24 protein-coding genes and 5 pseudogenes are annotated in these 25,039 nt (G+C 67.4%); 7 read left to right on the forward strand and 22 right to left on the reverse strand.

Annotated elements, in window-relative coordinates; translation table 11 throughout:
- Nucleotides 1–483 precede the first annotated feature (483 nt).
- From IEZ19_RS40115 to IEZ19_RS40125, 3 genes are all read right to left on the reverse strand, one after another.
- Nucleotides 484–1,671, reverse strand: a complete 1,188-nt coding sequence (locus IEZ19_RS40115) for an SDR family oxidoreductase (RefSeq protein ID WP_189316340.1) — start codon at nt 1,669–1,671, stop codon at nt 484–486.
- Nucleotides 1,672–1,799: 128 nt separating this feature from the next.
- Nucleotides 1,800–2,204, reverse strand: coding sequence for a GlcG/HbpS family heme-binding protein (locus tag IEZ19_RS40120; RefSeq protein ID WP_229841350.1), 405 nt, complete (start codon nt 2,202–2,204; stop codon nt 1,800–1,802).
- Nucleotides 2,205–2,308: 104 nt separating this feature from the next.
- Complete coding sequence (locus tag IEZ19_RS40125) at nt 2,309–2,629, reverse strand: NIPSNAP family protein (protein WP_189316342.1); 321 nt, start codon at nt 2,627–2,629, stop codon at nt 2,309–2,311.
- Between the two features lie 259 nt (nt 2,630–2,888).
- Between IEZ19_RS40125 and IEZ19_RS54270 the strand changes: the two are divergent.
- A pseudogene (locus tag IEZ19_RS54270) lies at nt 2,889–2,993 on the forward strand (hypothetical protein); the annotation flags it as partial.
- A 45-nt stretch (nt 2,994–3,038) separates the two neighbouring features.
- A pseudogene (locus IEZ19_RS54275) lies at nt 3,039–3,307 on the forward strand (IS110 family transposase); the annotation flags it as partial.
- Between the two features lie 8 nt (nt 3,308–3,315).
- Here IEZ19_RS54275 and IEZ19_RS40140 read toward each other — a convergent pair.
- On the reverse strand, nt 3,316–4,275 hold the full coding sequence (locus tag IEZ19_RS40140; protein ID WP_189316343.1) for an NADP-dependent oxidoreductase: 960 nt from the start codon (nt 4,273–4,275) through the stop codon (nt 3,316–3,318).
- Nucleotides 4,276–4,399: 124 nt separating this feature from the next.
- Between IEZ19_RS40140 and IEZ19_RS40145 the strand changes: the two genes are divergently transcribed.
- Nucleotides 4,400–5,380: a GlxA family transcriptional regulator gene (locus tag IEZ19_RS40145; RefSeq protein ID WP_189316360.1), complete on the forward strand. Its 981-nt coding sequence runs from the start codon at nt 4,400–4,402 to the stop codon at nt 5,378–5,380.
- Between the two features lie 391 nt (nt 5,381–5,771).
- On the opposite strand, the gene IEZ19_RS51595 is transcribed toward IEZ19_RS40145, so the two are convergent.
- The 10 genes and pseudogenes from IEZ19_RS51595 to IEZ19_RS40190 form a co-directional block, all read right to left on the reverse strand.
- Nucleotides 5,772–6,200 (reverse strand): IclR family transcriptional regulator domain-containing protein, encoded by a 429-nt coding sequence (locus IEZ19_RS51595; protein ID WP_444545202.1) that lies wholly within the window; start codon nt 6,198–6,200, stop codon nt 5,772–5,774.
- Nucleotides 6,119–6,364, reverse strand: a complete 246-nt coding sequence (locus IEZ19_RS51600) for a helix-turn-helix domain-containing protein (protein ID WP_229841353.1) — start codon at nt 6,362–6,364, stop codon at nt 6,119–6,121. Before IEZ19_RS51600 ends, IEZ19_RS51595 begins: the two co-directional genes overlap by 82 nt.
- A 276-nt stretch (nt 6,365–6,640) precedes the next feature.
- Entirely contained in the window at nt 6,641–7,681 is a 1,041-nt protein-coding gene (locus IEZ19_RS40155) for a Gfo/Idh/MocA family protein (RefSeq protein ID WP_189316344.1), read from the reverse strand.
- 393 nt (nt 7,682–8,074) lie between these two features.
- Nucleotides 8,075–8,488, reverse strand: a complete 414-nt coding sequence (locus tag IEZ19_RS40160; RefSeq protein ID WP_189316345.1) for an organic hydroperoxide resistance protein — start codon at nt 8,486–8,488, stop codon at nt 8,075–8,077.
- A gap of 479 nt (nt 8,489–8,967) precedes the next feature.
- Nucleotides 8,968–9,423 (reverse strand): annotated as a pseudogene (locus IEZ19_RS40165) (ISAzo13-like element transposase-related protein).
- A 240-nt stretch (nt 9,424–9,663) separates the two neighbouring features.
- Nucleotides 9,664–10,278 (reverse strand): cysteine hydrolase family protein, encoded by a 615-nt coding sequence (locus IEZ19_RS40170; RefSeq protein ID WP_189316346.1) that lies wholly within the window; start codon nt 10,276–10,278, stop codon nt 9,664–9,666.
- A 539-nt stretch (nt 10,279–10,817) separates the two neighbouring features.
- Entirely contained in the window at nt 10,818–11,780 is a 963-nt protein-coding gene (locus tag IEZ19_RS40175; protein WP_189316347.1) for a class I SAM-dependent methyltransferase, read from the reverse strand.
- 103 nt (nt 11,781–11,883) lie between these two features.
- Entirely contained in the window at nt 11,884–12,237 is a 354-nt protein-coding gene (locus tag IEZ19_RS40180; protein WP_189316348.1) for a transposase, read from the reverse strand.
- A 105-nt stretch (nt 12,238–12,342) separates the two neighbouring features.
- Nucleotides 12,343–13,782 carry a dihydrolipoyl dehydrogenase family protein gene (locus IEZ19_RS40185; RefSeq protein WP_189316349.1) on the reverse strand — a complete coding sequence of 480 codons (1,440 nt, stop codon included), beginning with the start codon at nt 13,780–13,782 and terminating at the stop codon, nt 12,343–12,345.
- 1 nt (nt 13,783) lies between these two features.
- Nucleotides 13,784–14,344, reverse strand: a complete 561-nt coding sequence (locus IEZ19_RS40190; protein ID WP_189316350.1) for a DUF308 domain-containing protein — start codon at nt 14,342–14,344, stop codon at nt 13,784–13,786.
- A gap of 263 nt (nt 14,345–14,607) precedes the next feature.
- On the opposite strand from IEZ19_RS40190, the gene IEZ19_RS40195 reads away from it, so the two are divergent.
- Nucleotides 14,608–15,222: a TetR/AcrR family transcriptional regulator gene (locus tag IEZ19_RS40195; RefSeq protein WP_189316351.1), complete on the forward strand. Its 615-nt coding sequence runs from the start codon at nt 14,608–14,610 to the stop codon at nt 15,220–15,222.
- A 613-nt stretch (nt 15,223–15,835) separates the two neighbouring features.
- On the opposite strand, the gene IEZ19_RS40200 is transcribed toward IEZ19_RS40195, so the two are convergent.
- From IEZ19_RS40200 to IEZ19_RS40225, 6 genes are all read right to left on the reverse strand, one after another.
- Nucleotides 15,836–16,459, reverse strand: a complete 624-nt coding sequence (locus IEZ19_RS40200; RefSeq protein ID WP_189316352.1) for a cytochrome b/b6 domain-containing protein — start codon at nt 16,457–16,459, stop codon at nt 15,836–15,838.
- Nucleotides 16,443–17,168, reverse strand: a complete 726-nt coding sequence (locus IEZ19_RS40205) for a molybdopterin-dependent oxidoreductase (RefSeq protein ID WP_189316353.1) — start codon at nt 17,166–17,168, stop codon at nt 16,443–16,445. The genes IEZ19_RS40200 and IEZ19_RS40205 overlap by 17 nt, the downstream gene beginning before the upstream one ends.
- A 183-nt stretch (nt 17,169–17,351) precedes the next feature.
- Nucleotides 17,352–17,921, reverse strand: a complete 570-nt coding sequence (locus IEZ19_RS40210) for a chorismate mutase (protein ID WP_189316354.1) — start codon at nt 17,919–17,921, stop codon at nt 17,352–17,354.
- A 143-nt stretch (nt 17,922–18,064) separates the two neighbouring features.
- Nucleotides 18,065–18,829 (reverse strand): 3-hydroxybutyrate dehydrogenase, encoded by a 765-nt coding sequence (locus tag IEZ19_RS40215; protein ID WP_189316355.1) that lies wholly within the window; start codon nt 18,827–18,829, stop codon nt 18,065–18,067.
- A complete protein-coding gene (locus IEZ19_RS40220) occupies nt 18,826–19,695 on the reverse strand; it encodes a VOC family protein (protein ID WP_189316356.1) in 870 nt (289 codons plus the stop codon). The genes IEZ19_RS40215 and IEZ19_RS40220 overlap by 4 nt, the downstream gene beginning before the upstream one ends.
- A gap of 7 nt (nt 19,696–19,702) precedes the next feature.
- Nucleotides 19,703–20,512 (reverse strand): alpha/beta fold hydrolase, encoded by an 810-nt coding sequence (locus tag IEZ19_RS40225; protein ID WP_268248738.1) that lies wholly within the window; start codon nt 20,510–20,512, stop codon nt 19,703–19,705.
- Nucleotides 20,513–20,636: 124 nt separating this feature from the next.
- On the opposite strand from IEZ19_RS40225, the gene IEZ19_RS40230 reads away from it, so the two are divergent.
- The 3 genes from IEZ19_RS40230 to IEZ19_RS51605 all read left to right on the forward strand — a co-directional run bounded on the left by IEZ19_RS40230 (nt 20,637) and on the right by IEZ19_RS51605 (nt 22,162).
- The gene (locus IEZ19_RS40230; RefSeq protein WP_189316358.1) at nt 20,637–21,569 is read left to right on the forward strand and encodes an RNA polymerase sigma factor; all 933 of its coding nucleotides are present in this window, start codon (nt 20,637–20,639) and stop codon (nt 21,567–21,569) included.
- Between the two features lie 63 nt (nt 21,570–21,632).
- Complete coding sequence (locus IEZ19_RS40235; protein WP_229841356.1) at nt 21,633–21,989, forward strand: alpha/beta fold hydrolase; 357 nt, start codon at nt 21,633–21,635, stop codon at nt 21,987–21,989.
- A 20-nt stretch (nt 21,990–22,009) separates the two neighbouring features.
- Nucleotides 22,010–22,162, forward strand: a complete 153-nt coding sequence (locus IEZ19_RS51605; protein WP_229841358.1) for a hypothetical protein — start codon at nt 22,010–22,012, stop codon at nt 22,160–22,162.
- 426 nt (nt 22,163–22,588) lie between these two features.
- Here IEZ19_RS51605 and IEZ19_RS40240 read toward each other — a convergent pair.
- Both IEZ19_RS40240 and IEZ19_RS54395 read right to left on the reverse strand, forming a co-directional pair.
- Nucleotides 22,589–24,109, reverse strand: a pseudogene (locus tag IEZ19_RS40240) (MDR family MFS transporter); the annotation flags it as partial.
- Nucleotides 24,110–24,421: 312 nt separating this feature from the next.
- Nucleotides 24,422–24,673: pseudogene (locus IEZ19_RS54395) on the reverse strand (MarR family winged helix-turn-helix transcriptional regulator); the annotation flags it as partial.
- Between the last annotated feature and the right edge of the window lie 366 nt (nt 24,674–25,039).

Consider the following 25,039-nt stretch of genomic DNA (forward strand, 5'->3'; position numbering starts at 1 on the left):
CGCGTCCACTTCCCGGGGTGCACCCGGTTATAGGACGCGCAGCTTCCGGCAGCGTCTGTCCGCAGGCCGCCGGGCCGGGGAGGGCCTCCCCAGTTCCCGCTGTCACCATCGCAACGTTCCGCGCCCCATACGCCGGGGAGTCCTTCACCGCTGCATCTCCAGGATCTTCGCCGCTTCCATGGCCTTCGCCCTGATTTCGGGGGCGCGGCACCCCCTGTCCCCGCCCCGAGAGGCGGGCCTCCAACGACGCCGCAGGCTTCGCGTGATGCTACGGACCGCTGCTTTGCTCCCCCTTGCAGGGCTTTCGACACTGGGCTTCGACGCCGAGCGTTTCCCCCCGACGCCGCCGGTCTGCTCCCGGGCCTCCTGGCAGCTACCCGGACCGGACTTCCACCGGCAGGAGACAGCGAGCTTCCGACCGAAGATCACCCACGTCATCAAGACCTCCAGTCTGCTGGGCGCGCGAAAGCCCGAGGCTAGAGGTCAAGTCCGGGCTGGATAGTGCTTGTGCAGATCGGAGGTTGTCATCCGGTCGAGCATCCGGTCAGGAAGGAAGCGGGAGGCGCGGATGAGGAAGGTGGCCATCGCGCCGATGGTGTAGCGCGTACGAGGTTTACGGTCGGTCACGGCCTTGGCGATCGTCCGGCCTGCGGCGTCGGAGGTCATGCCGGCCTTGGTGAACGCGGCGATGTGGGAGGGCAACGCCTTCATGAGGTCGCCGTAGCGCGCGCTCTGCTCCTGGGGCATCCGGGCGCTGAGGCGGTTCAGGGCCGCGGTGCCATGGTCGGCCAACTTGGTCTTGACGCCGCCCGGTTCGACGACCACCACCTGCACGCCATAGGGGGCCACTTCGTTGCGTAGTGCATCGCTCACTGCCTCCATAGCGAACTTGGTGCTGGCGTAGGGGCCGTAGCCAGCCATGGAGAGCTTGCCGTTCAGCGAGGTGATGTTGACGATGCGTCCTTTGCTGCGCACCAGTCCGGGAAGCAAAGCCTGGGTCATCGCAATATGGCCGAAGACGTTCACCTCGAATAGGCGCCGCCATTCGTCGAGCGGCATCGCTTCTACCGGCCCGGCACCGGGGATGCCAGCGTTGTTGACCAGCGCCCGCAGGACGCGTCCCTGCGGGTCGTCGTCGACGCGGGCCACCAGCGCCCTGATGTGGTCCTGGTCGGTGATGTCGAGGATCACTGGCTCGATGCCGTCGGCGACGAGGGCATCGCCGTCGCTGTCGCGTCGCACGCCGGCGAGCACATGGAAGCCGCGACGGGCCAGTTCCCGCGCGGTGGCGGCGCCCATCCCGGTCGACGCCCCGGTCACGATCACCAGGTCCTGAGTTTCAGATGACTTTGTCACCTCAAAATTCTGCCACACTCGTGTCAACCCCCAGTTTTCGTAGGGACGTTGGTTATGCGGCCCGGCCTTCCTGATCGGTCCGGGTTCACGCTTCCTGGATGATCCGTTCGAACTCGACGGGTGGTTTCCCGCCAGCGCGCCGTGGCGGCGCTTGGTGTTGTAGAAGTCCGCGATCCACGTTGCGGTCTTCAGCCGGGCCTCGGCCCGCGTACGGAACGTATGCCGGTGGACGTACTCGACTTTGAGGACGGAGTGGAACGACTCCGAGGCGGCGTTGTCCAGGGCCGGCCCGACGCGCCCCATCGGCTGCACCACGCCCCAACGGCCGCACAGCTGCTGGAACGCCTCGGAGGCGCCAAGGCTTGGTTCGAACAGATGCGGCGGAGAGGAACGCAGCCCGTCTGCCCTCGATGGCGAGGGCAGACGGCACGTGTTGAGTCCGGTCAGTGAGCGGGCAACTCGAACCCGAGAGCGGCCAGAGCCTCCTCGGCAGCCTGCATATCCTGCTCATAGCTGCCACCGGAGATCCCGAGACCCCCGATGCACCGGCCGTTGTCGATGATCGGGTAGCCGCCGCCCACGGCCATCACACGCGGGTGGCCGGCCAGCGGCGCGACTCGCTGGTTGGCCACGTAGTCGTTCCACACGTGGGTGGGGGTGTGGAACGACGCCGCGGTCCATGCCTTGTCCAGGGCGACCTCGGCGGTGAGGAAGGGCGCATCGTCGGCGCGGTCGAATGCCTTCAAATGCCCACCTTGGTCGGTGACGGCGACGGCTGCCGTGAAGCCGATTCGGACGGCAGCGGCGCGCACCTCCTCGATGAGTGCGCGGGCGGCTACCTGGGTCACCGAAGAGGCTGGAACCGTTTTTTCTGGCATATCAGTGCTCATTAGAAGCTTCCCTCATGGCTGTGCAGTGGCGCGGCGATGGTCGAATTCTCGTAGGCGCAGGTTCAGCGCAATGGCGAGGCTGGGGTGGGACTCACGCGAGTGACGACCGTCTTCTCGGGGATCAGCAGGCTGTTGACGATCGGACCGATCTCGTTCTTCCACCGGTCGTGCTCGTAGACGGCCGCGTACAGGGCGTCGCTGCTCGACTCGTTCTCGAACCGGCGCATCCACACGTAGCCGTCCTCGTCCTGGTCGTCGATGAAGGAGGCGGTCACGTTCATACCCTGCTCGGTCTGGAACGGGATGATCACCTCTTCCATGTATCGGACCCACTCCTCGCGGCGTCCGGGCTGGGTCTGATAGCGGCGGATTTCGTAGTACATGGTGCTCCTCCGGGGCAGGTGCGAGGGTCAGTCGGTTCTACGTTGTTGGTGGGTTGGACGGGCCGTCGTAAGGTCCAGAGATCCAGAGACGCCGGGTATGGCTTTCAGTCGGTTGCACCAGATGGTTCACGTCACCTGGCCGCCCGGCGTCTCACGACGACTCGGCCGCTGGTCAGGAGCTGCGGGCCCCTGCGGGTGCATCGCTGAGCAGGACCACGCTGGCGAGGTCGCGATCTGGGCCGTTGACCTTGCCGACGGTATGGCCGCCCTGTCGATCAACATCCTGCTCAATCACGGTCAGCGGCTCGTCTGCATACCCGGCCTCGCGGTCAACCGCGCTGCCGCCGGCTACCGAGGAACCGGCAAGACCGACGCCAAGGACGCCACCGTCATCGCCGACCAGGCCCGAATGCGCCGGGACTCGGGCAAGGTCAGCGGCAACCTGTACCGTCCCCGCCGCTACCACCGCGGCCTCCGATGCGTCTTCCGCACTTCCGCGCTGATCAGCATCCGCAACTGCGATGCCTCGCGGCGCTTCTACGAGCGCAAGCGCGCCGAAGGCAAGCGCCCGTCCAGGCGGTCCTCGCCCTGGCCCGCCGACGAGTGAACGTCCTTCGGGCCCTGATCCGTGACGGACGGTGCTACCAAAACGGGCGCCCAGTCACGACGGCGGCTTGACAACGTCATTAGGAGGTGACGGTGAGAACGAGCTTGCCGCGGGTGCGGTTGGTCTCGCCCAGACGGTGGGCTTCGGCGGCCTCTTCCAGTGCGAAGGTGCGCTCCACCTCGATGCGGACCTCGCCGGAGTCGACCAGACCGGCGATCGTCGTCAGGGCGGCGGAGTCCGGCTCCACCAGGAACGGGGTGGTGCGCACCCCGGCTTGTCCGGCCACGGTGGCAAGACGCTCCGAAACACCGTTGGGCGCGACGATCAGGCCGCCGGGACGGGTCACCGACACCGACCGTGCATCGGTGTCGTCCCGGGTGCCGATCAAGTCGATGACGACGTCGATGTTGCCGGTGACGTCCTCGAACCGCTGCTGGGTGTAGTCGATTATCTCGTCCGCACCCAGTTCCTTGAGCCAGGCGTGCCGGGGTTCGCGGGCGGTCGCCACCACCTCGGCGCCGAGATGCTTGGCGAACTGCACAGCCAAGTGCCCGACGCCACCCGCCGCTGCGTGCACGAGTACGCGCTGCCCGGCCTTCACGTCGGCGGTGTCGACCAGGATCTGCCATGCGGTGAGCGCCGCGAGAGGCAGGGCCGCGGCCTCGACGTGACCGATGGAGGCCGGCTTGCGGGCGAAGTGGCGGGAGGGCGCCGTGACGTACTCGGCGTAAGCGCCGGCCGCCCGCGGGAACCAGGGCATGGCGTAGACCTCGTCGCCGGGCGAGAGGGTGGTGACGCCGAAGCCGACCTCTTCCACGACGCCGGAGACGTCCCAGCCCAGGATCATCGGCAGCGTCTGCAGTCCAGCCATGCCCTGGCCCTCACGGGTCTTCCAGTCCACCGGGTTGATCCCGGCGGCGTGCACACGCACCAGCACCTCGGTCGGCAGCGGCTCGGGCCGGGCGACGTGCTCGACGGTAAGAACCTCGGGGCCACCGAATTCCTTGATGGTGACGGCACGCATGGTGTGCTCGCTCATGCTTCCTCGCTCATGTTCGTTTCGTGTGTTCTCTCGCCGGGCCGAGCCCGGTGAGATCCACTCTGTCGTGCGTTTACGACGGCGAGTGAGTGGCCTGAGGGACACCCATAGTACTATTCCGGCCATACCACATCATGTTGCCGTTCTCGCTCTCGACGGAGTCCTGCCCCTGGATCTGGGCATCCCAGCCCGGGTGTTCAACGAGGCGTGCACCTCCGACGGGACCCGTCTCTACTCCGTGAGCACCTTCACGCCCGGAGGCCGGGCGGTCCGTACGCACGAGGACTTCCAGATCCTCGTCGACCACGACGAGTCCGTGCTGCAGACCGCGGACACCGTGGTGATTGCCACCCAGGAGCCCAGCGAACACCTGCTCGCGACGGGGACGCTGCCGGGCGACCTTGCCGCGACACTGGATCGGATACGGCCGCAGACCCGCATCGTGAGCCTGTGCACCTCGGCCTTTCTGCTCGCAGCAGCCGGCCTGCTCGACGGCCGACGGGCCACCACCCACTGGGCGCTGTGCGATACGTTCGCACAAATGTTCCCAGCCGTTGAGGTTGATCCAGATGTGCTGTTCGTCGACAACGGGCGCATCCTGACGTCCGCCGGGGGAGCGGCCGGCATCGACATGTGCCTTCACCTGGTTCGCCGGGACCACGGAGCGACGGTCGCAGCGGCCGCAGCTCGCCGGTGCGTAACGGCGCCGTGGCGTGAGGGTGGACAGGCCCAGTTCATCGAACACCTGGTTCCTCAGGACACCGACCGTTCCACCTCGGCAACCCGGCAGTGGGCATTGGAACGGCTAGCCGAACCGATCACGCTCGAGGACATGGCACGACACGCGCACATGAGCGTGCGCACCTTCACCCGCCGGTTCCGCAGCGAGGCGGGCATCAGCCCACTCAAGTGGCTGGCCCAGCGCCGGCTGGCCCACGCACGCCTGCTCCTGGAGTCCACCGACCTGCCCGTCGCACGGGTTGCCACCGCCTGCGGCTTCGGCGACCCGGTCGCACTGCGCAAACAGTTCCACACCCACCTGGGCCTGTCCCCGGTGGCCTACCGCCGGGCCCACAACGCACCAGAGCCGACGACAGCACATTGACCACCCACAAAGTCGACGACCGGAACCCGCCGGCCAGCTTGCGCCCGGGCGACCTCGGCGGATTCCTCGCGGGTCTGCTGCCGACGGCGAACCGCGGCGGAATGGTCGGCACGGTTCCGCACAAGCCCGCAGCGCGCGGGCTCGCCCGCCGCGTCACCGCTGGGGCCGAGCGAGTCAGGGTGGTCAATGCGCACCGCGATGCTGGAGCAGCAGATCGCCGACCGTGCCCGCCTCCTCGGATACGTGCGACGACGGTTTCGGCATACCGCGATCTCCGCGCTGCCGGACTGAGACGTTGGGCGCCCGCCCCTTCAGCCGAGTCGTCGGGAAATTCCGAGGGCCGCGGTGCGCACGGCCGGCCCCAGCTGTTCCACCCGCCGGTGCGAGTGCGTCACGATGCCCAGGGCACCTTGCAGCACGCCGGAAGAATCATGGACGGGAGCGGCGACCGACACCGCTCCGAGCTCATCTCCTCGTACGAGTAGGCGACGCCCTCCTCCACCACCGCGGCCAGCACAGCGGCCAGCCGTCCCGGCTGGAAGATCGTGTGGCGGGTGAACACGGCCAGACCGGCCGCCGCCAGGTCGCGCCACACCTGCGGCGGCGAGAAGGCGAGCAGGACCTTGCCGACGGCGGTGGCGTGCAGCGGCAGCCGGCCGCCGACGCGGGTGGCGGCCGGCACCGCCCGCTGGCTCGAGATCTTCTCGATGCACAGCGCCTCGCCATTGTCGAGTACCGCTAGTGCTGTGAGCCGACCCGCCAGAGCCGGATGCCGATACGGAAGTGCCGGCCGTCCGGCAGGCGTTCGAGGCCGCCCCAGGCCACCAGTTCGCCGATCAGCCGCCGGGCCGTGGAGAGGGACAGATCGGCCCGAGTGGTGATCTCGGTCAGGGTGAGAGCCGGATGCGCCACGTCGAAGCAGTCCAGCACCGCGAGGAGCCGTCCGGAGACGCTCTGCCCGGGGGAAGCGGAATTGCCGGCCATCACAGCCGCCGGCTCGGGGTTCGGAACATGTGCCGCCCTTCTTCGGCGACCGGGGACCATGGACGCACGACTGCCACCGGGTGGTGGGTTCCGCATGGTCGCGAGGCCGCGGCGCGTAATGATCCGACATCGTATAGCCGGCCGTCGGCAGGCGAGGGACATCGATCCGGGAGCGGTCACCGGAGGCACTGTCCCCTGCGGCCACCACGTCCCGGAGGAGGCGCCGGGCGAACTCCTCGACGTACTCGAGGACTCCCCCCGGTGGCATACCGGTCCTCAGCCCCTCAGTGACAGACTCGCGGTACGTACGATCTCAAGGCTTCGCAGTGCGTCCTCGGCCGTGACGAGTCGCCGGGCCCGGCCGGCCGCGACGTCCGCGAAGTGCGCCAGCTTCCTCGCGAACACGTCGGCACCCTCGACGGGATACCTGGTCGCCTCGACCGGTTCGAGCCAGGACGGCTCCGACTGCGTGAACACCGCCATGTCCGGCACGGAGAGAGCGCCCCGCGAACCCGCGATCAGAAGGCAGGGCTGCCCTGGGTGGTAGGGGAAGGTGGGGTCGTCCTCGGTGGCCTGGTCCCAACCCCAGGGCGAGACAGTGGAGTCGGAGCCGACCAGTGTGCCGATGGCCCCGTTCTCGAACCGCAGGACGAGTCCCGCGGTGTCCTCGACCTCAAGTCCGCGCGCCTTGTTCGAGGCGATCGCCTCCACCGAGACGATCTCGCCTGCCAAGTGGCGGAGCAGGTCCACCTCGTGAATCAGGTTGATCAGCAGCATCCCGCCCCCCGGGCGCCGCCGTCGCCACTCGACATCGAAGTAGGGGTCCGTCTTGTGGGTGGCCCAGACGGCGGCGACCGTACGGATCTCGCCGAGCCGCCCCGCCTCGATCAGTTCCCGCGCGGCCGCAACCGCAGGATGGTGTCGCCGGTGGTGCCCGACGAGTACCCGCGCGTCCGGGTCGGCAGCGAGCCGGTCGAGTAAGGGGCGCGCCTGCTCCCGGTCGACGGCCACGGGCTTCTCGACGAGGACCGCGACGCCTGCGTCGAGGCAGTCGAGGGCATGCGACACATGCATCTCGCTCGGGCTCGCCACGATGACGCCGTCGAGGTCCCCGTGCGTCAGCATCTGCCGGTGGTCGGTGTACCGCGTGAGGTCCCGCAACTCGTCCGGCACGGGCCGGTCCGTGCCGAAGGCCGGATCGGCCGCGGCCACCAGGTCGGCCCGGTCCGAACGCGCGATGAAGCGGCTGTGCCGCAGGCCGAACGTACCTGCCCCGATCAATCCCAGCCTGCTGCGCTTCTCATTTTGTCGTGCCATGGATGGAGCCTCCCGATCCGCGCGGCTCTACCGCCCGATCCTCACCGCGCCGGACCTCGATACACCAGTGTCGACTGCCACTGAGTGGCGCTGGGGCCGGCAGGCGATGCCCTCCAGGCGATCCCTGAGCGGCGGTCCTCCCGAGTTGCCGACGACAGTGACGTCCCGCAGGTCGAGCGTGTCGAGCGGTTGCCTGGAGCGGGGCGCCTGGTCGTCGGGGCGGGGCCATGCCGAGTCATGCCACGGGTCGGCCGGCGCGGTGTGCTGACGGCCGAGGGCCTGGGTCGCCTTGAGGCGGCCCAGGCCCGGTCCCAGCTGTCTGCGGCTGGTGAGGTCCGTCTTCCAGTCCCTCTCTTGAGAGCCGATCCGAGGGAATGGCAGGGAGCCGTGGAGTTACTCGACGACGAGCTGGACCGGGACGTTGCCACGAATGGCGTTGGAGTACGGACAGACCTGGTGCGCCTGTTCGACGAGCTCCCCGCCAGCCCCGCGGTCGACACTGCTGGGCAGTGTGATCCGCAGGACGACAGCGAGAGCGAAGCCTTCGCCCTGCTTGCCGATCGACACCTCCCCGGTCACGGTGGCGTTGGAGAGGTCTACGCCGGCCTGCCGGCCCATGATGCCGAGTGCGCTGGCGAAGCACGCCGCGTAGCCGGCGGCGAAGAGCTGCTCGGGATTGTTCCCCTCGCCGCTACCGCCCAATTCCTTCGGCGTCGCGAGCTTAAGGTCCAGGGACCCGTCCGAGACAACGGCACGACCATCACGACCATGGGTTGCGGTCGCGACCGCGGTGTAGAGCGTGTTCATGAGTAATACATCCTTCTGTGATGGGTTGACGGCCGACACCGCTGCTATGACGTGCGGGGCCTACCGCCGGGGGTATGTCGAAGTCGCCTTCCCGGGCGCCAACGCGCAAGGTCCTGGCCGAGTGGTCCTGTGTGGCGTGCCCGGACAGGCCACGGACCTAGGGGCGGGGGCGCCGGGCCAGGTGCGGGGCTGAAGAGAAGGGACAGAACGTTCGTTCTTGATCAGAAGCATGCACGAAGAGAACTCCGACGTCAATACCGAACGTTCTGCTTCGGGATGGGTCAGGCGGCTCCGTGAGGCGGACCGCCAGGAGGCGGCAAGGCACCGGAAACGCATACGTGTACGTGGTTGCCGAGCCGAGGGTGCGGCGGCGAAGCGGTCGCGGCAGAGGTCAACGCCCCCTTCCGGCCGCTTCGCAGACGCCTCGGTCGAGGCTGATGCCGCCATTGCACCCAGGAGCAAGGTGAGGTCGCGGCGGCTCAGGGCGGGGTGCTGGCCCGTCTGGTCGAAGACCGCCCGGACTCAGCCGTGTCGTGATGAGTGCCGAAACTGACCCAGCCGGTATTCGCGGCGATGTCATAGATCCCGTACGGGATCACCTTGCCCGGCCCCTGCCGGTCGAGCAAGCATGCGTCTTGACCAGCACCGGCTCACCCTCGGGCGGCCACTGACGCCCGCCGTTCTTGTGCCCCCGACCAGCTCTTTCTTCCTGGTGTCCACGCTGATCACGGGGTCCCGGCACCCATGTAGTCCTTGGCCTGGTCATTGATGTAGCGGAACTGGGCGTCACGGTCGGGATGTTGCGTGCCTTCAACGGTCTTGGCGTTGGCCTGCAACCTGAAGCCCTCCTCCCGCAGCAGGTCCCCGACCGTGTCCGCGCTCGCCCTGTGCCCCTGACGGGTGAGCTCCGCCTCGAGATTCCGCGTCGACTTCACGTCGCCTCACTGACCTGGGCCGCCCGCGCGACCGCCCGGATACCGCCGTGCCCCAGGATCCGGGCTCGGCCCCCATCATCAACCGGCGCTGCCGCTCGTCCAGATGCACAAACAACACCCCGAGGTTCACAGCGAGTTGACCACGAACCTCATCGGAGACGCCCGCATCACAACAACGAGCCGAACCATGCGGAGCAACACCTTGATTCTCTGCGATCCCTCAGGAAATCCTGGAAGGAGTCACTTCAAGCCCTCCAAGGCATTGACCACCTCGTCGGTGGTCGAGATCTGGTGGGCGTAGCGCGGCCAGTTCAGGTCGACGGTCGCGCGCTGCATGTCCATGGTAAAAGTGGCCACTGCGTCGGAGACGAAGGTCACGTTGTAGCCTTTTTCGACGGCGTCGCGGCCGGTCGAATCCACGCAAGTATTGGTGGTGAGGCCGCAGAGGATCAGATGGTCGATGTCGCGCTGACGAAGCTGCATGTCCATGTCCGTACCGTGGAATGCGTCAAAAGTCTTGTGTACGGTGACGACCACTTCGCCGTCGGCAGGTGCGAAGTCGGGGTGGAATTCGGCACCCCAGGAGCCGGCCTGGAACAACTGGGCCCGGAACATACCGTCGTGGCTGGGCGTGCGGTGCTTCCACGGCCCGTAGTCCCACGGCTGAGTCTCCATCGGTGCGTGCAGTACCTGGATCCCGGCCGCGCGTGCCGCCTCGAGAACTCGCTTCATGTTCGGCACCGTGCCGACTTCCTCGCAGACCTCTCGCAGCCCCGGCCAGGCCTTGCCGCCCTCGGCGATGAAGTCGTTGGTGGCGTCGATGAGGATGAGGGCGGTTCGCTCCCGCGAGTACATGGTTTCCCTCTTTCATTAGCCAATGCAAGCAACAGCTCGTACGAGCATACGAGTGCAGCGCCGCATTGATCTTGCGGTGGTCTGTGTCCCGCTGTCAGCGGGTGTGTCAACTTAACTACTGTTCTTGGTTGTTGCGGCCCTTCCCCGTCGGGTCCAGGCTCATCAGCGCCGTGTAGACGCACTTCAGTGCGGCGGTCTCCGGGAGGACTGTCGGGCGGTACCGCACGCTCAGGCCGACGGGAGCATGGGCAACCCCTACGCTCTGGTGGTGTCATGAGATGCGATGTGCTCGACAACGCTCACGCTGGCACATGTCCCGGAGAATGTGGTCGGAGCGCTGCTCGGCCTGCCTGCGAAGTGGAGCGACGCTCCGTAAGCTGGACTGAAGGGGACGGCGTTCACGCGGTCACCGGCCTGCTTGCACCGGTCGTCAGGCCGCGTCCAGCGCGGCAGCGGCGGCACCGCGCCATCCGGGACCGGCTCGGCACTCCGCCAGAGCCGACTGGTCACCGCACGCGCCGTCTCCCGCAGCATGGCCTTCACTCGCGCCGCGCCGCGACCAGCACGGGCCCGCCCGGCACCGTGGGGAATTCCCGTTCGTCCCGCAGGCCGTACGCGGTGAGAGTCTTCGTCATCCGGTCCGCGTCGTAGGCGTTGCCGCCGTTGCGTACGGCGTGCCAGCCGGCGACGGCCTGGCGCAAGGGGTCGGGGGCCGCCGAGTTGGTGCCCACGACGATCCAGGCGCCCGGCTTCAGAGCCTCGATCAGCCGCGGCAGGGCCCGGGTCAGGGCATCCTCCGCCAGGAACGGCGCGGGCAGCCAGACCATGTCGTAGGCGGCGTGCTCCGCCACGTCCACGACGTCGGCGTGGCGCAGGGTGACACGGCCGGCGGCCTCGGTGCCGGCGTCGGCCAGTTCCTTGCGCGCCAGTTCCAGCACGCGCTCCATGACGTCAATGCCGACGACCTCGGCGCGGGGGAACGCCTCCGCCAGGGCCAACGCCAGAGCCGCGATGCCAGTGCCGATGTCCAGGATGCGGCTGCCCTGTCCGTCCAGCCGCTCCCCGAGGCCGGGCAGGGCGGGGACGACCTTGGAGGCGATGGTGCGGCCGGTGCCTGCGGACGCGCGGCCCTGATTGCGCAGCACCTCGTCGTCCTGGTCCGCCCAGCCGCCGGCCTCGCCATGGTCCCCCGCGGCCGCCGCCACCGCCTGGCGCAGCGAACTCAGACGCGCCTGTGCCGCGCTGCGGTTCGTCGGGCCGTCGGGGTACTGGTACGACGGGTGCAGAATCAGTGTGTTCCCGTCCCGCTGTATCAGCCCGACCGCTTCCAGTACGGCGGTGCGCTGCGGGTTGGCCGCCAGGACGTCGGCCAGCGGCTTCGTGGCGGCGTCCTCCAGGGTGGCGATCAGGGCCGCCAGCGCCCAGGTCGCGGCTTCCAAGGTGGCGAACGGGTCGTCGTTCAGATCCAGGGAGGGGACGGAGGACGGAGATGGCACGGACATGCACGGACCTTTCCTGCCCGAGGGGCTTGCAAGGATCATTGGTACTTGGGTGTGGTACCCGGCCGTTGGCTCTGATGCTTCGTTGGGGCATTGGGCCCGTAGGTCAGCCTCGTACCGGGGCCGCTGCGGGGCCATGCGGTTGCCGCCGGTCAGCGACGCCGCGAGCGGAATGGCCTGGACGTCGACGATGAAGGCGGTGCTTGCTCCCGGCCGCGCACGCTCGACCTGGCTGGGACCGCTTCGGGGCCTCGCCAACGGCCCAGACATGCGAGAAGCCGATCGCCGCCCGGGACCAGTCCAGCTGGTTCTTCGACCGCAACTCCTTCAGCAGCACCTGGTGCAGTTTGTCCCGGACGCCGGCCTCGTTCCAGGCGGCCAGCCGTCGCCAGCAGGTCATGCCCGAGCCGAAGCCCAACTCTTTGGGCAAATACTCCCATTGGATGCCGGTGCGCAACATGAACAGGATCCCGCACAAGGCTTACCGGTCCGGCACCCGCGGAGCACGTCATGCCCTGGTCCGGCAGCCCTCTTGTCCCGTCGGGACAAGAGGGCTGCCGGACGGTCAGCGGCCGTAGGCTTCCAGTAGCCGCAGCCACACCTCGCTGACGGTGGGAAACGCCGGAACCGCGTGCCACAGCCGGTCGAGGGGGACCTCACCCACGATCGCGATCGTCGCGGCATGCAGCAGTTCCGCGACATCGGGACCGACGAGTGTGAAGCCGACTATCACCCTGCGGTCCTCGTCGACGACCATGCGGGCATGCCCCTGGTAGCCGTCGGCGTGAAGGGCCGATCCCGAGATGGCGCCCAGGTCGTAGTCGACGACGCGGATCCGGAGCCCGGCGGCCTCGGCCGCTGCCTTGGTCAGTCCCACCGACGCGATCTCCGGTTCGGTGAAGACCACTTGAGGCACCGCGCGCTCGTCGGCTGTGGCCACGTGGCGGCCCCACGGACTGTCGTCGACCGCCTCGCCCTTGGCGCGCGCCACGATGACATCGCCCACGGCACGGGCCTGGTACTTGCCCTGGTGGGTCAGCAGCACGCGCCGGTTGACATCACCGGCGGCGTACAGCCACCCGTCATCCAGCAGCGCCCCATCATCTCCGACCACCCGTAGCGTGTCGTCCACCGTGAGCCAGGCACCCGGCTTCAGGCCGACGGCGTCGAGGCCGACGTCCTGGGTGTTCGGCGTGCGGCCGATAGCGACGAGGACCTCGTCAGCTTCGATGCGCTCGCCGGTGGTGAGGGTGATGTGCACCGTGCCGTCGCTGTTACGTTTCACAGCCCCGGCCTCCGAACCGAGGAGCACCGAGACACCAGCTTCCCGCAACGACTCGGTGACCCGCTCTCCGGCGAACGGCTCCGAGAGCGGTAGGACACCGTCGCGGGCCAGCATCGTCACTGAAGATCCCAGGGCGGCGAACGCTGTCGCCATCTCCGACGCCACGACACCGCCGCCGATGACGGCGAGCCGGCCGGGAACCGCACTGGCGGCGGCTGCCTCCCGGCTGCTCCACGGCTCCGCCTCACGCAGACCGGGGATGTCCGGCAGCAGAGCGGCACTGCCCGTCGCGATCACGACCGCATGTCGCGCGGTCAGCGACATCGCTGTGCCGGCTTCATCGGTGACCTCGACGACCCGGTCGGAACTGATCCGCCCTTGGCCTCGGTACAGCGTGATCCCGGCAGAGTCGAGCCAGGTCGCCTGCCCGTCGTCCTTCCAGTGCGAGGCAAAAGAGTCACGCCGACGGAGCACCGCCTCGACGTCCACGTCACCGGTCACCGCCTCACGCGATCCCGGAACCTGTCGGGCCGCCCGAAGCGCGGCCGTGCTCCGCAGCAGTGCCTTGGTCGGCATGCAGGCCCAGTAGGAGCACTCACCACCGACCAGCTCCCGCTCGACGATGGCAGCGCTGAGCCCGCCCTGCACCACCCGGTCGGCGACGTTCTCCCCGACCGGGCCCGCGCCGATCACGATGACGTCGTACGTGTGGCTGTCCATGTCAGTTCTCCTTGGCGGCGCGGCCCAGGCGCAGGGCCGAGAGGAGGAAGAAGATGCCGCCCGGGATGGCGTAGCCGACCGCGCTGGTCAGCGCGGGATCGTCCGCACCGGCCGACGCGACGAACGACGCACCGGCCAGGACCGAGATGCCACCGCTGAGGATCATCGGCCACTGACCGCCCATCTTGCGACGGGGAACAGCCACGATCAGCTGGACCAGCCCGGACACGATCGCCCAGGCACCCCACACGCGCAGGACCGCCGGAATGCCGGACGCGGAGGCGATGCCCAGGCCGACTGCGGCGACAAGGCTGACGGCCATGTTCACGTAGAGCAGCACAGGAGATCCCGTGGTGCGCGACGCCTTCGCGTCGACGACGGCCGCACCCACGTCGAACAGCGGGTACAGCACCAGCAGCACGGCCCCGACCGGGGTGATCTCCTTGGCCATCGTGAACATCACGAGGGCCCAGACGATGGCAAACGCGAACCGGACGAAGTACAGCCGCCGCAGGGCAGAGGCCGTCTCAGTGATGCCGGACGGAGCAGCAATGGCGCTCACGGTGATCCCTTTCGGTGGAAATGCGAAGAAGAGAGCAGTTCAGGGTTTCCTGCGGTCGACCTTCTCGATCAGGCCGGTTACACATCTCCCGGACCGGCACGATCGCCCGGCCCTGACAGTGAGGGCGGATGGCATCCCGAGCCACCGCCGGATACGGCCAGCGACTGGACGCCATCCCGCAAGAATGAACGTTCTGTTCCCTAAGACTGGCAAGAACGCCACCGCTTGTCAATACCGAACGTTCTACCCGCTAGAATGACTGCATGGTGCGCAGCGAATCTGAAAGCCGGCCGTCCGAAGCGCGGTCCCGGCTGCTCAACACGGCCAGCCGAGTTTTCTACGCTGAAGGGATCCACGCCATCGGCGTCGACCGCATCGTCGCGGAAGCGCAGGTGACGCGGGCCACCTTCTATCGCCACTTCCCCAGCAAGGAAACCCTCGTCGTCGCCTACCTGAACGAGGCCGACCGCGCCATACGCGACCAAGTCGACACGGCCGTCGCCGCCGGGCTCCCGGCGGCCGACACCCTCCGGACGGTCAGTGCATACATCGCCCAGGGCATCCAGTCCCCCGGCTTCCGAGGGTGCGCCTTCCTCAACGCTGTCGCCGAGTACCCCGACCCCGATCACCCGGTGCACCTGGCTGTCCTCGCGCACCGTCAATGGTTCCTCGATACTGTCACCGACCTTCTGGCCAAGATTCGGGAGATTCCCGCCGAAGCCGCCGCCCGCCACTTCGTGATGATGCGCGATGGCGCGATGGCTGCCGGCTGCCTCTTCGACCCGGACTTGGTGTGCGAAACCTTCCTGCTCGGAGTCGAAGGGCCCCTCAAAGCGCACGCTGCCCCCTCCAACACCAAGTCGGCCGAGGTCCGTTGACACTTGCGTGAGGGATGACAACAAGCGGGTCCGTCTCCGGCTCGTCATAGAGGATGCGGCAGACAGGCACGGACTCCGCATCACACCGGGACCCATCCGGTCTGCGAGGCGTTGCCGGGGCAGAGAACGAACCTGCGCGGCAACCGCCCCACACGGTACTCAACACCTCGACGGCTCAGGCTCACGTGAAGACAGCTGTCGAGCTGCCTTGCCGAAGCGCCACTCGCCGTCCCGCTGACTCTGTTCCTGACGGTGACCGACCGGGTCCGATTTCCCTGCGCGGACAGGCACATGACGAGTCTGGCCGGGCCGGCCGTGCCGGCGAGCGGTACGGCCGCCTGGTTCGCGCAAAAGGTCCGGCCGGTTCCGCAGTTGCCGGCCACCGGCTCCGTCAACCAGTCCACCCGGCCTGCACAGAGGTCGATGAACCGGTGCGGCAGGTCCCCGGCTGACCGCGCGAGGAGGAGCCCGCTGAGGTCACGACCGCAGGTATCGCCCGGGTCCAGACCCAATACTCCTGCGAACTCCGTCTCCGCAGCGATGCCCTTCCGGTCGATCGTCCTCATGGATTCACGCCCGCCCTGCTCACCGCTGGTGGACATGGCGCCCTCAGTCAGGGCCACCACAGTGGGTGCTCCCGCTCCGCCCATTCTCGCGTGACCGAACCGGTGCGCATGCCGCGGCGCGCTTCGGGATCGCCCATGGCCATGCCGACGTGGCCGGCAAGGACGATGCCGAGGGAGAGGGCGAGCCAGTCGTGGACGAACGTGGCGCTCGTGCGCCACGTCAGCGGGGTGAGGTGGGTGAACCACATCATCAGTCCGGTGCCGAGCATGACGAGCGTGGCACCGGCGGTCCATGCGGCATAAATTTTCTGCCCGGCGTTGAATTTGTGCGCGGGGCGGGAGCTGGGCCGTTTGTCCCTGCGTAGAACGGCACGCAGCCACACGCGGTCGTGCGGGCCGAAGCGGTTGAGCAGGCCAAGGTCGGCACGCAACGCGCGCGAGCCAAGCGCGGCCAGGACCGGGATCGGAAGTGCGACTCCGGCCCACTGGTGCGCTGTGACCACGAGGGCACGGCGGCCGACGAGTTGGGCAAATGCGGGGATGTACAGGAAGACCGCGGTGAGCACGCACACGCCCATCAGGACGGCCGTCGCGCGGTGGGCCCAGCGCTCGGCCACGCTGAATCGCTGCCGACGCGTGGCAACCTGCGGAGGATCAAGTCGTAGGCTCATCGTCCCGTCCGTTCGACCGTCCCACCCAGGCGTCGATGTCGTAGCCACGTTCTTCCCAGTAGCCCGGTTCCACGTTCTCCGTGACGGTGATGCCGGAGAGCCACTTGGCGGACTTGTAGAAGTACATGGGCGCCACGTAGAGCCGGACAGGGCCGCCATGGGGGTGACCGATGTCCTTGTCCTGCATGCGCAGGGCGACCAGGACATCCGCGCGGCGTGCCTGTTCCAGGGTGAGACTCTCCGTGTACGCGCCATCGAAACAGGTGAAGTGGACCGCGCCGGCCGAGGAACGCACTCCCGCAGCGTCCAGCAGTTGGGACAGGCGTACCCCTTCGAACGGGGTGCCCGGGACACGCCACCCGGTGACGCACTGGACGTCGAGCACCATACGGGTCTGGGGCAGCGCCCTGAGATCGGCCAGGGTGTAGGTCGCCGGACGATCGACCAAGCCGTCTACGGTGAGCTGGTAGTTCTTGGCGTCCTTGCGTGGGACGGACGAGGTGACCGAGTAGTAGCGGAAACCTCCGCCGTTCGGGAGCAACCCCGTCAAACCCGTGGGGTCCAGGTCGGCGGCCCCGCCGAGAAACGCCTCCGTGCCACGTTGCAGCGTGGGAGCGGCGAGGACTCCGAGCGCGCCGAGGCCGAGCGTGCCGAGGAAGACACGCCGTCCCACAGGAACGCCCCGCGGCTCGGGCAGTTCAGAGTTCACCTATTCATCTCCCATGGGTTCGCCGGACCAGAGGCCGCTGGCCCACATCGCACGACAGGGCGCTCTGAGCCAGTGCATTGCCGAGCGCAACCACCCGGGACAGCGAGGTGTGAGCGACGTGGTGCATCTCGATCCAGGAAGCGTTGTGATCGATAGTCGCCACAAAGGCGACGCTCTCGTCCGTCAGCTTCGGTCGGACGTTTCACTGGGGCGGCAGACAGAATGTGTCGCGGTCCTGAGCGCCTGGCGGTGAAGTGTGTCCAACTGTTCCAGCGCTGCGCCCGACCCAGCGGCCAGCGCAAGCTGCACCGTGCAAGCAACCAGCTTGTCGCGCAGTTCCTCTGTGCTCTTCAGCTCTTGAAGCAGATCCGTGGTCAGTCGGTCGAGCTGCTCGCGGATCTGACCAAGGTCAGGGCGCGTCGTGGGCGCCTCCTCCGGGTGAGCGGTCCAGCGAGCGAACAACCCCTTCTGCACAACCTTGCTCGCGGCGATCTGGTCCCGGAAGAACACCACTGCCGCATCCGGGTTCACCCCGACAGCGCCGGCCTGCTTCCGGACCTGCTCCAGCACTTGCTCCTCGCGGGAAGGATCTTCGATGGGCGAGTCGGTACCGAACTTGGACTCTGCCACATGGTCACTCACGCGAATGCGTTCGATGACAAGATCTGTCAGTGCGCCGAGCCTGCCGAGCGGCTTGACTGTCCCGACCGTATTACTTGAGAGCTCGGTGTTCATATCGGCATCCGTGGCCATGGCCTGAGGAACGGCCAGCCCTGTTGTAGCTACCAGCAATGCAGTGATCGTGGCACAGCGAGTCATATTATTTCACAGGTTCAATGATCTACCTCGGATTTAATAAATTTCGCTGAACGTATGTGTGCCACCACGGACACGATTCAGGAGGCGCTCCAACCGCCGTCCAGAGTCAGCTGGGTGCCGGTGATGGACGATGCCTCCGGCGAGCACAGAAACGCCACCGCGCCGGCGACTTCGTCGGCATCGATGAGGCGTTTCACCGCCGATCTCGACAGCAGTACTTGCGAGACCACCTCGTCAGCGCTCATCCCATGCACCACTGCCTGGGCCGCCAATTGGTTCTCGACCAGCGGAGTACGCACGTAGCCGGGACACACACAGTTACTGGTGACTCCCTTGGCCGCACCCTCCAACGCGATGACCTTCGAGAGCCCTTGGAGACCGTGTTTGGCACTGACGTAGGCCGACTTGTACGCACTGGCTCTCAAGCCGTGGACGCTGGAGATGTGTACGATCCGCCCCCAGCCTCGCTCGTACATGTACGGAATGGCTGCACGACTCAACAGGAATGGGGCTTCCAGCATCAGTCGCAACATGAACGCGAACTTCTCGGGATCGAATTGCTCGATAGGCGATACATGCTGAATACCAGCATTATTTACCAAAATGTCAGTCTCGAGCTGCAGATCCACCAGGTCGGCAGTCCGGCTCAAATCGGTCACCAGCGCCTCGCCACCGATCTGCTCGGCCGTCCGCGCTGCGCCCTCCGCATCAACGTCGCATACCACGACGTGGGCCCCAAGTCGCGCGAGTCGTGCCGCCACAGCAGCTCCGATGCCACTTGCTGCGCCGGTGACGACAGCCCGCCGGCCGAAAAGGTCGGGACCCGGGATGCTGCTGCTCATGAGGCGGGGGCAGCGAAAGGATTGGCCTCAACGTGCTGGTGCCCCCAGACGTCCGACCGCCCGAAATCGTGTGGGGTCCAGTCCTCACTCACCTTGATGCCGCCGTATCCGATCTCGAGGTGGAATCCGCTGGGATTCTTGACGTAGAACGAGATCGCCTTGTCATTCATGTGCCGGCCGAGACTGATCGAGATGGGCACGCCATTGGCTACCGCCCGATCGTGGGCCCGGCCGACGTCGTCGAGCGAGCCGTGTTCGATCTCAAGGTGGTGGATGGACGTTGTTTCCGCCCACGCAAGCGCGATGCTGTGGTGGGTCCTGTTGCAGCGCAGGAAGTACAGGCCGGGGGCACGGTAGTCGGTCACCCTGAACTCGAGCACCGACTCGTAGAGTTCGCGGAGTTCGTCGAGCTTGGGGCTGGCCAGGACAAAGTGACCGAGGCCAGTGACGCCGGGGCTCGCATCGACCGGGCGGGCTGGGCCGGACCGGACCTTGCTCTCACCGACCGCCAACTCCACGCGGTATCCGGCAGGGTCGGTGAACCAACGGAGATGAGTGGCTCCGCGTAGCTCCGTCTCGTCTGCAGATCCGTCCTGGACGGCGAAGCCGGCATGGGTCAGCCGTCGGGTGATTCGGTCGAGTTCGGTGGGTGAATCGACGATCCACCCCACCTCCCGTGGGCTGTCCTCCGCAGATGCGTAGAGAGCTAGGCGGTACTTGAACTCGTCAAGCTCAAGCAGTGCCACGTCCTGCGCGCCGATCTTGTCGGATGTGGCTTCGACGCCCAGCGTTCGACTGAACAGGCCGGTCCACGCGTCGACATCGGTGACGTTGAGGCTGACATAGCCCAGCTTGCAGACACCCATGGCAGCGTTACTCCTTCGTTGCGGCGGCTGTGGCTCCGCCGCGCAGGAACTCCCGGACGATGTGGTTGAACTCGGGTGCGCGCTCGTACTGCACCCAGTGCCGGCAGTTCGGCAGAACACGGAGCTCCGCGTCAGGGATGCCTTGGAGGATCTTCGGCGCCCAGGTCAGCGGGACGGTCTGATCCTCTCGCCCCCACACGAGCAGCGTGGGCGCAACAATGTGAGCCAGGTCGGGAGTCAGATCACCGAAGTTCGGAGGTATGGGCAGTTCCGGGTGAGCCCTGAGACTCGACTCATATCGCTCGTCGATGAGAGCATCGGTCGCAAGGGTCTCGTCGTACACCATGAGGCGTACGAACCGAGCCATGTCCTCGCGCGAGGGCTTCGCAGCCGCCATGTAGCCGAAGAGACGCTCGAGTCCGATCGGCCATGGCGGCGCGTCCGGCGGGAGGACTCCGCCGGGCGCCATGAGAACGAGCCGGTCCACGCGATCGGGATGGGTCATGGCGATCCGCATCGCCACACCACCACCGTAGGAATTGCCGACCAGGTGAGCTCGTTCGATCCCGAGAGCCGTCATCGCACGCAACACTCGATCGGCCGCATGGAAAATCAGCGGTTCGTCCGTCACAGGCCGTGGGGAGCGTCCCCAGCCCGGCAGATCGACCACGATGTTCCGGTAGTCCTCGAAAGCCGGGAGATTCGCGCCGAAGTTGCTCATTCCCGTGGCACCTGGTCCGGAACCATGCAGCCAGACAACGGGACTGCCCGTACCAGACTCCACGTATGCAAGTTCCGCGTCCCCGACGTCCAACATGCTTGTCACTCTTGCACCCCCAACCTTCTGTATGTAACGCTCACTATACGCATGTGGCTGCTGAAATCAAGACGGCTGAGCTGCTTGATCCTCGCCAGAGACACTCGCTGAACAGGATCCGTGGATGAACGACAGGGAGCTGACGCGCGCAGCGCAGAACGGTGACGCGGGAGCGCTCGGTGTGCTGGTGGAGCGTCACGAGGCGGGCGTGCGGGCGGTGGCGCTGAGTCTGCTGGGTCCTGGGCCGGACGCCGAGGACGCGGTCCAGGACGCGATGGTCACCGCGATCCTTTCGATCGAAGACGTACGGGATCCGGCGGCGGTCGGAAGTTGGCTTCGTTCGATCGTCCGCAACAACTGCCGTATGCGACTGCGCGCGAAGCGGCCGTACCCGGTCGCGGACCTCGAATGGTTCCTGTCGGCTGACGACGCTCCCGGCGCGGAGGAACTGCTGGAGCGGACGCTGGTGCGGGACTGGGTATGGCACGCGATGGAGTCACTGTCCGAGAACGACCGCCTGATCACGATGGTGCGCCACTTCAGCAGCGTGCGGTCGTACGAGCAGATCGCAGCCGTGTGCGGCATTCCGGTCGGGACGGTGCGCAGCCGTCTGCATCATGCCCACCGCAAGCTCGCGGCCGCGCTGCGCGCGACGGCCGATATGGCGTACGCGGACGTCTCGGAACGGACCGAGGCCCGCAGGCGGGAGGCCGCCGATACCATGACGGCCACGGTGCGCGGCGACTTCCACCAAGTGGTCGGCGATCTGTGGTGGCCCGACGCGCGGCTGGTCGTGCCGGCTGCGGCCGTGAGCGGTGGGACAGCCTTCGCCGTGCAGGCGATGGAGAATGACCTGGAGGTCGGCGTCCGGCCTGCTCTCACCGATGTCGTCGCCGGCGGCGACGTGCTGATCTGGGAACTCGAACTGATCAGCCCGGCCTCGAACCCGGACCACTGCCCGCCGAGCGCAGTGTGGCTCCAGTCTCTGGATGGGGGTCGGGTCCGGACGGTCACTCTCTTCCACCCGGCTCCCGCCGGGAAAAAATCCGGCCCGTGATCGAACTCCTCCGTTGGACCGCGCATCCAGGTCCCGTCAGCACCATCCTGATCGGAGGACGTTTTGAATACCGATGTCACGCCGGGCACCCGCGAAATCACCGTCGACGGTGTCCGGCAGGTCTACCACGTGGCGGGCCGGGGACCGGTCTGCGTGGCACATTCCGGTGGGCCCGGCACCGACTGGTCCTACCTGCGGATGCCGCTGCTGGAGCAGCACTGCACCATGGTCTACCTGGAACCGGTCGGCACGGGTGACTCGGGACGCCTGCCCTCGTACGGCCTCGACGCCTACGTCACGTTCCTCGCCGCCGTGGTCGAGCACCTGGCCGTACCCCGGGTCCACCTGCTCGGCCACTCACACGGCGGCTTCGTCGTCCGGCGCTACGCCCTCGACCATCCGGACCGCGTGCCGGTCTGATCCTGCACGGCACGTCGGCGGTGACCGGACCGGACTTCTGGGAATCGGCCCTGGCGGGTGTCGCCGCGTATGCATCCGTCGACCCGGAGATCCCGGCCGCCTTCCAACGGCTGACATCCGCGACCGACGACGAGACGTTGACCTCCGCACCGCGCGAGGCGATTCCGGCGTAAGCCGCGTTGCCGCGCGAGCATCCCGGGACGGCACGTTCGAGTACGTCCACCGGGACGGATCCACGACCGGTGAGGCGATCCGCGGGCGATTCACGAGGACCGCGACCAACTGCTCGTCCGACACCGGCTCGTTCGTAGGCTCCCTTACTGCCTCGGTTCCGGCAGCGGCCTCGCTCGTTTGGAATCTCTCCTTGAGCGGCAAATCCGCGGGGGGTCAGACACTCCCTGCACGCGCGACCGGGGAAACACGGAGCCTGTTCCATCGCTTCCGGACTCGGAGCCAAGAAACATATGGCGTGCCCTCCGGGAACGTCTCGGTATTTCCGGGACGGCGGTCCGCGCGGCAGGTGTCATCGGGCGCCCTCGGGGGACGGGTGCCCGATGACACCTCTGAGGTCCGAGGCGCGGTCAGGGCGTACGGTCCGTCTCCGCGGTCTGGGCCAGACCGCTGGAGGCGCGCAGCGGGACCTCCTTGATGAACAGGGTGACCAGGAAGGCGATCAGGGCGACCGGGGCGACGTACAGGAAGATGTCGCCGATACCGTGGCCGTAGGCGCCTTCCAGCCAGGTGCGGACGGGAGCGGGCAGTATCGCGAGGTCGGGCAGTTGGCCGCTTCCGGATGCCTTCGCGGCGGTGGCCTGGTCCTGCGGGGTGAGCTGGGTGATGGTCGCGAGGGCGTGGTGGCCGATGCGGGTGGTGAGGATCGAGCCGAGCACCGAGACGCCCACGGCGCCGCCGAGGGAGCGGAAGAACGTCACCGTGGAGGACGCGGCGCCGAGGTCGTTCGAAGACACCTGGTTCTGTGTGCACAGCACGAGGTTCTGCAGGGTCATGCCGACGCCGAGCCCCACCAGCGCCATGCAGGAGGCTATGTACAGGTACGGGGTGTCGTAGCGGAGTGTGCCGAGCAGGGCCAGACCCGCCGTCAGCAGGGCGCCGCCCGTCAGCAGCCAGCCCTTCCACTTGCCGGTGCGGGTGATGAGTCGGCCGGAGACAGTGGAGGAGACGAACAGGCCGGCGATGAGCGGGATCGTCATGACGCCCGACATGGTCGGCGACTCACCGCGTGCGAGCTGGAAGTACTGACTGAAGAAGACGGTGCCCGCGAACAGCGCGATGCCGACGAACAGGGAGGCGACGGAAGCGAGGGCGATGGTGGGGTTGCGGAACAGCCGCAGCGGGACGATCGGCTCGCTGGCCCTCGTCTCGACGAACAGGAAGACCAGCGCCAGCAGGATCGCCGTGCCGACCAGTGCGCCGGTCTGCCAGGACAGCCAGTCGAACTTGTCGTCGGCGAAGGTGACCCAGATCAGCAGGGTGCACACGGCCGCGGTGACGAAGAAGGCGCCGGCCCAGTCGACCTTGACCTGGCGCTTGACCACCGGCAGGTTCAGCGTGCGCTGGAGCACGATCAGGGCGATGACGGCGAACGGGACGCCAACGAACAGGCACCAGCGCCAGCCGAGCCACGAGGTGTCGGTGATGACGCCGCCGAGCAACGGGCCGCCGACGGTGGCGACGGCGAAGGTCGCGCCCAGGTAACCGGAGTAGCGGCCACGCTCGCGCGGGGAGATCATCGCGGCCAGCACGATCTGCCCGAGGGCGGACAGGCCGCCGCCGCCGATGCCCTGGATGACCCGGGCGCTGATCAGCGTGGCAGGGTTCTGCGCGAAGCCGGCCACCAAAGAGCCGACGACGAAGATCACCAGTGCCGACTGGACCAGGATCTTCTTGCTGAACTGGTCGGCCAGCTTGCCCCACAGGGGCGTGGAGGCGGTCACCGTGAGGAGCGACGAGGTGACGACCCAGGTGTAGGCGCTCTGGCCGCCGCCGAGGTCGCTGATGATCCGCGGGAGCGCGTTGGTGACGACGGTCGAGGACAGGATGGCGCAGAACAGGCCGAGCAGCAGTCCCGACAGGGCGCGCATGATCTGCGCATGGGTCATCGGCTCGTCGGTGTTCCCTTGCCGGTGAGGGGCGTGCTCGTGCACACCTGCATCAGGGGTGGTTGGCATAGGAGCTTCCTTATCTGGTGGCGGTGGGGGTTTACGCGGCAGAGGTACGGGCGCCATGGGTGTCCTCGGACGGGTCGGCGAGGCGTGCTGGCCGGTCCCCGGATCGTTGAAGTCGGTGCGGAGCCGGGAGAGTGGACGGGCCATCCAACGGATGTCCTTGTTGCGCCAGTTGGCCAGCCGTTTGGCGAGTTCCTGGGAGGGACGGTCGGACAGTTCGGTGAGCCGGGCGTGGCCCTCGGGGGTCAGGTGCAGGATGCGTGAGCGCCGGTCGGCCGGGTCGGGCGTGCGGTCGACCCAGCCCAGTGCGGCGAGATGGGCGACGTGGCGGCTGGTGACCGACGAGTCGATACTGAGCAGTTCGGTGAGCTGGGTTATGCGCATGTCCCCGACGCGGCCGAGAACGGCCCGGACCGTCGCGGCTCCGTCGGAGCAGCCGTCCGGCACGATCCGGCCCAGCTCCCGTCGTACGGAATCGACGGCGCTCAGCTGGCGCATCAGCTCCTCGTGCAGAGCGTTCTCTGACGCACATATCTCCAATATGATTGCCCGAGGCAACTATACGCTTGTGTGTCGCCTCGGTGGTTCACGGGTGGTTCGGCGCGGAGTGTGACGGGTCACGTTTGCCGTGACCGGGTCGAGATGTTCCTTGCACCCCCCGGCCGACAGGGCGGCGCGGATCGCGCAGTGCGTGAAGGGCGCCGGCTCGATCGTGGCAGCAGGGGTAGGGGCAGTGCCTGACAGGTCGTCATGACCTCAGCCGGCGCTGGGGCGTGAGGAGGGAAGACGCGCTTGAGGGCGCCCTCCCTGTCACTGGGCGGTGTGTCGGTGTTGGCGTGTGGTTTCGCCTGTTGATGGCGGGGA

Source organism: Streptomyces brasiliensis (genome assembly GCF_014647875.1).
In the GTDB taxonomy this organism is placed as follows: domain Bacteria; phylum Actinomycetota; class Actinomycetes; order Streptomycetales; family Streptomycetaceae; genus Streptomyces; species Streptomyces brasiliensis.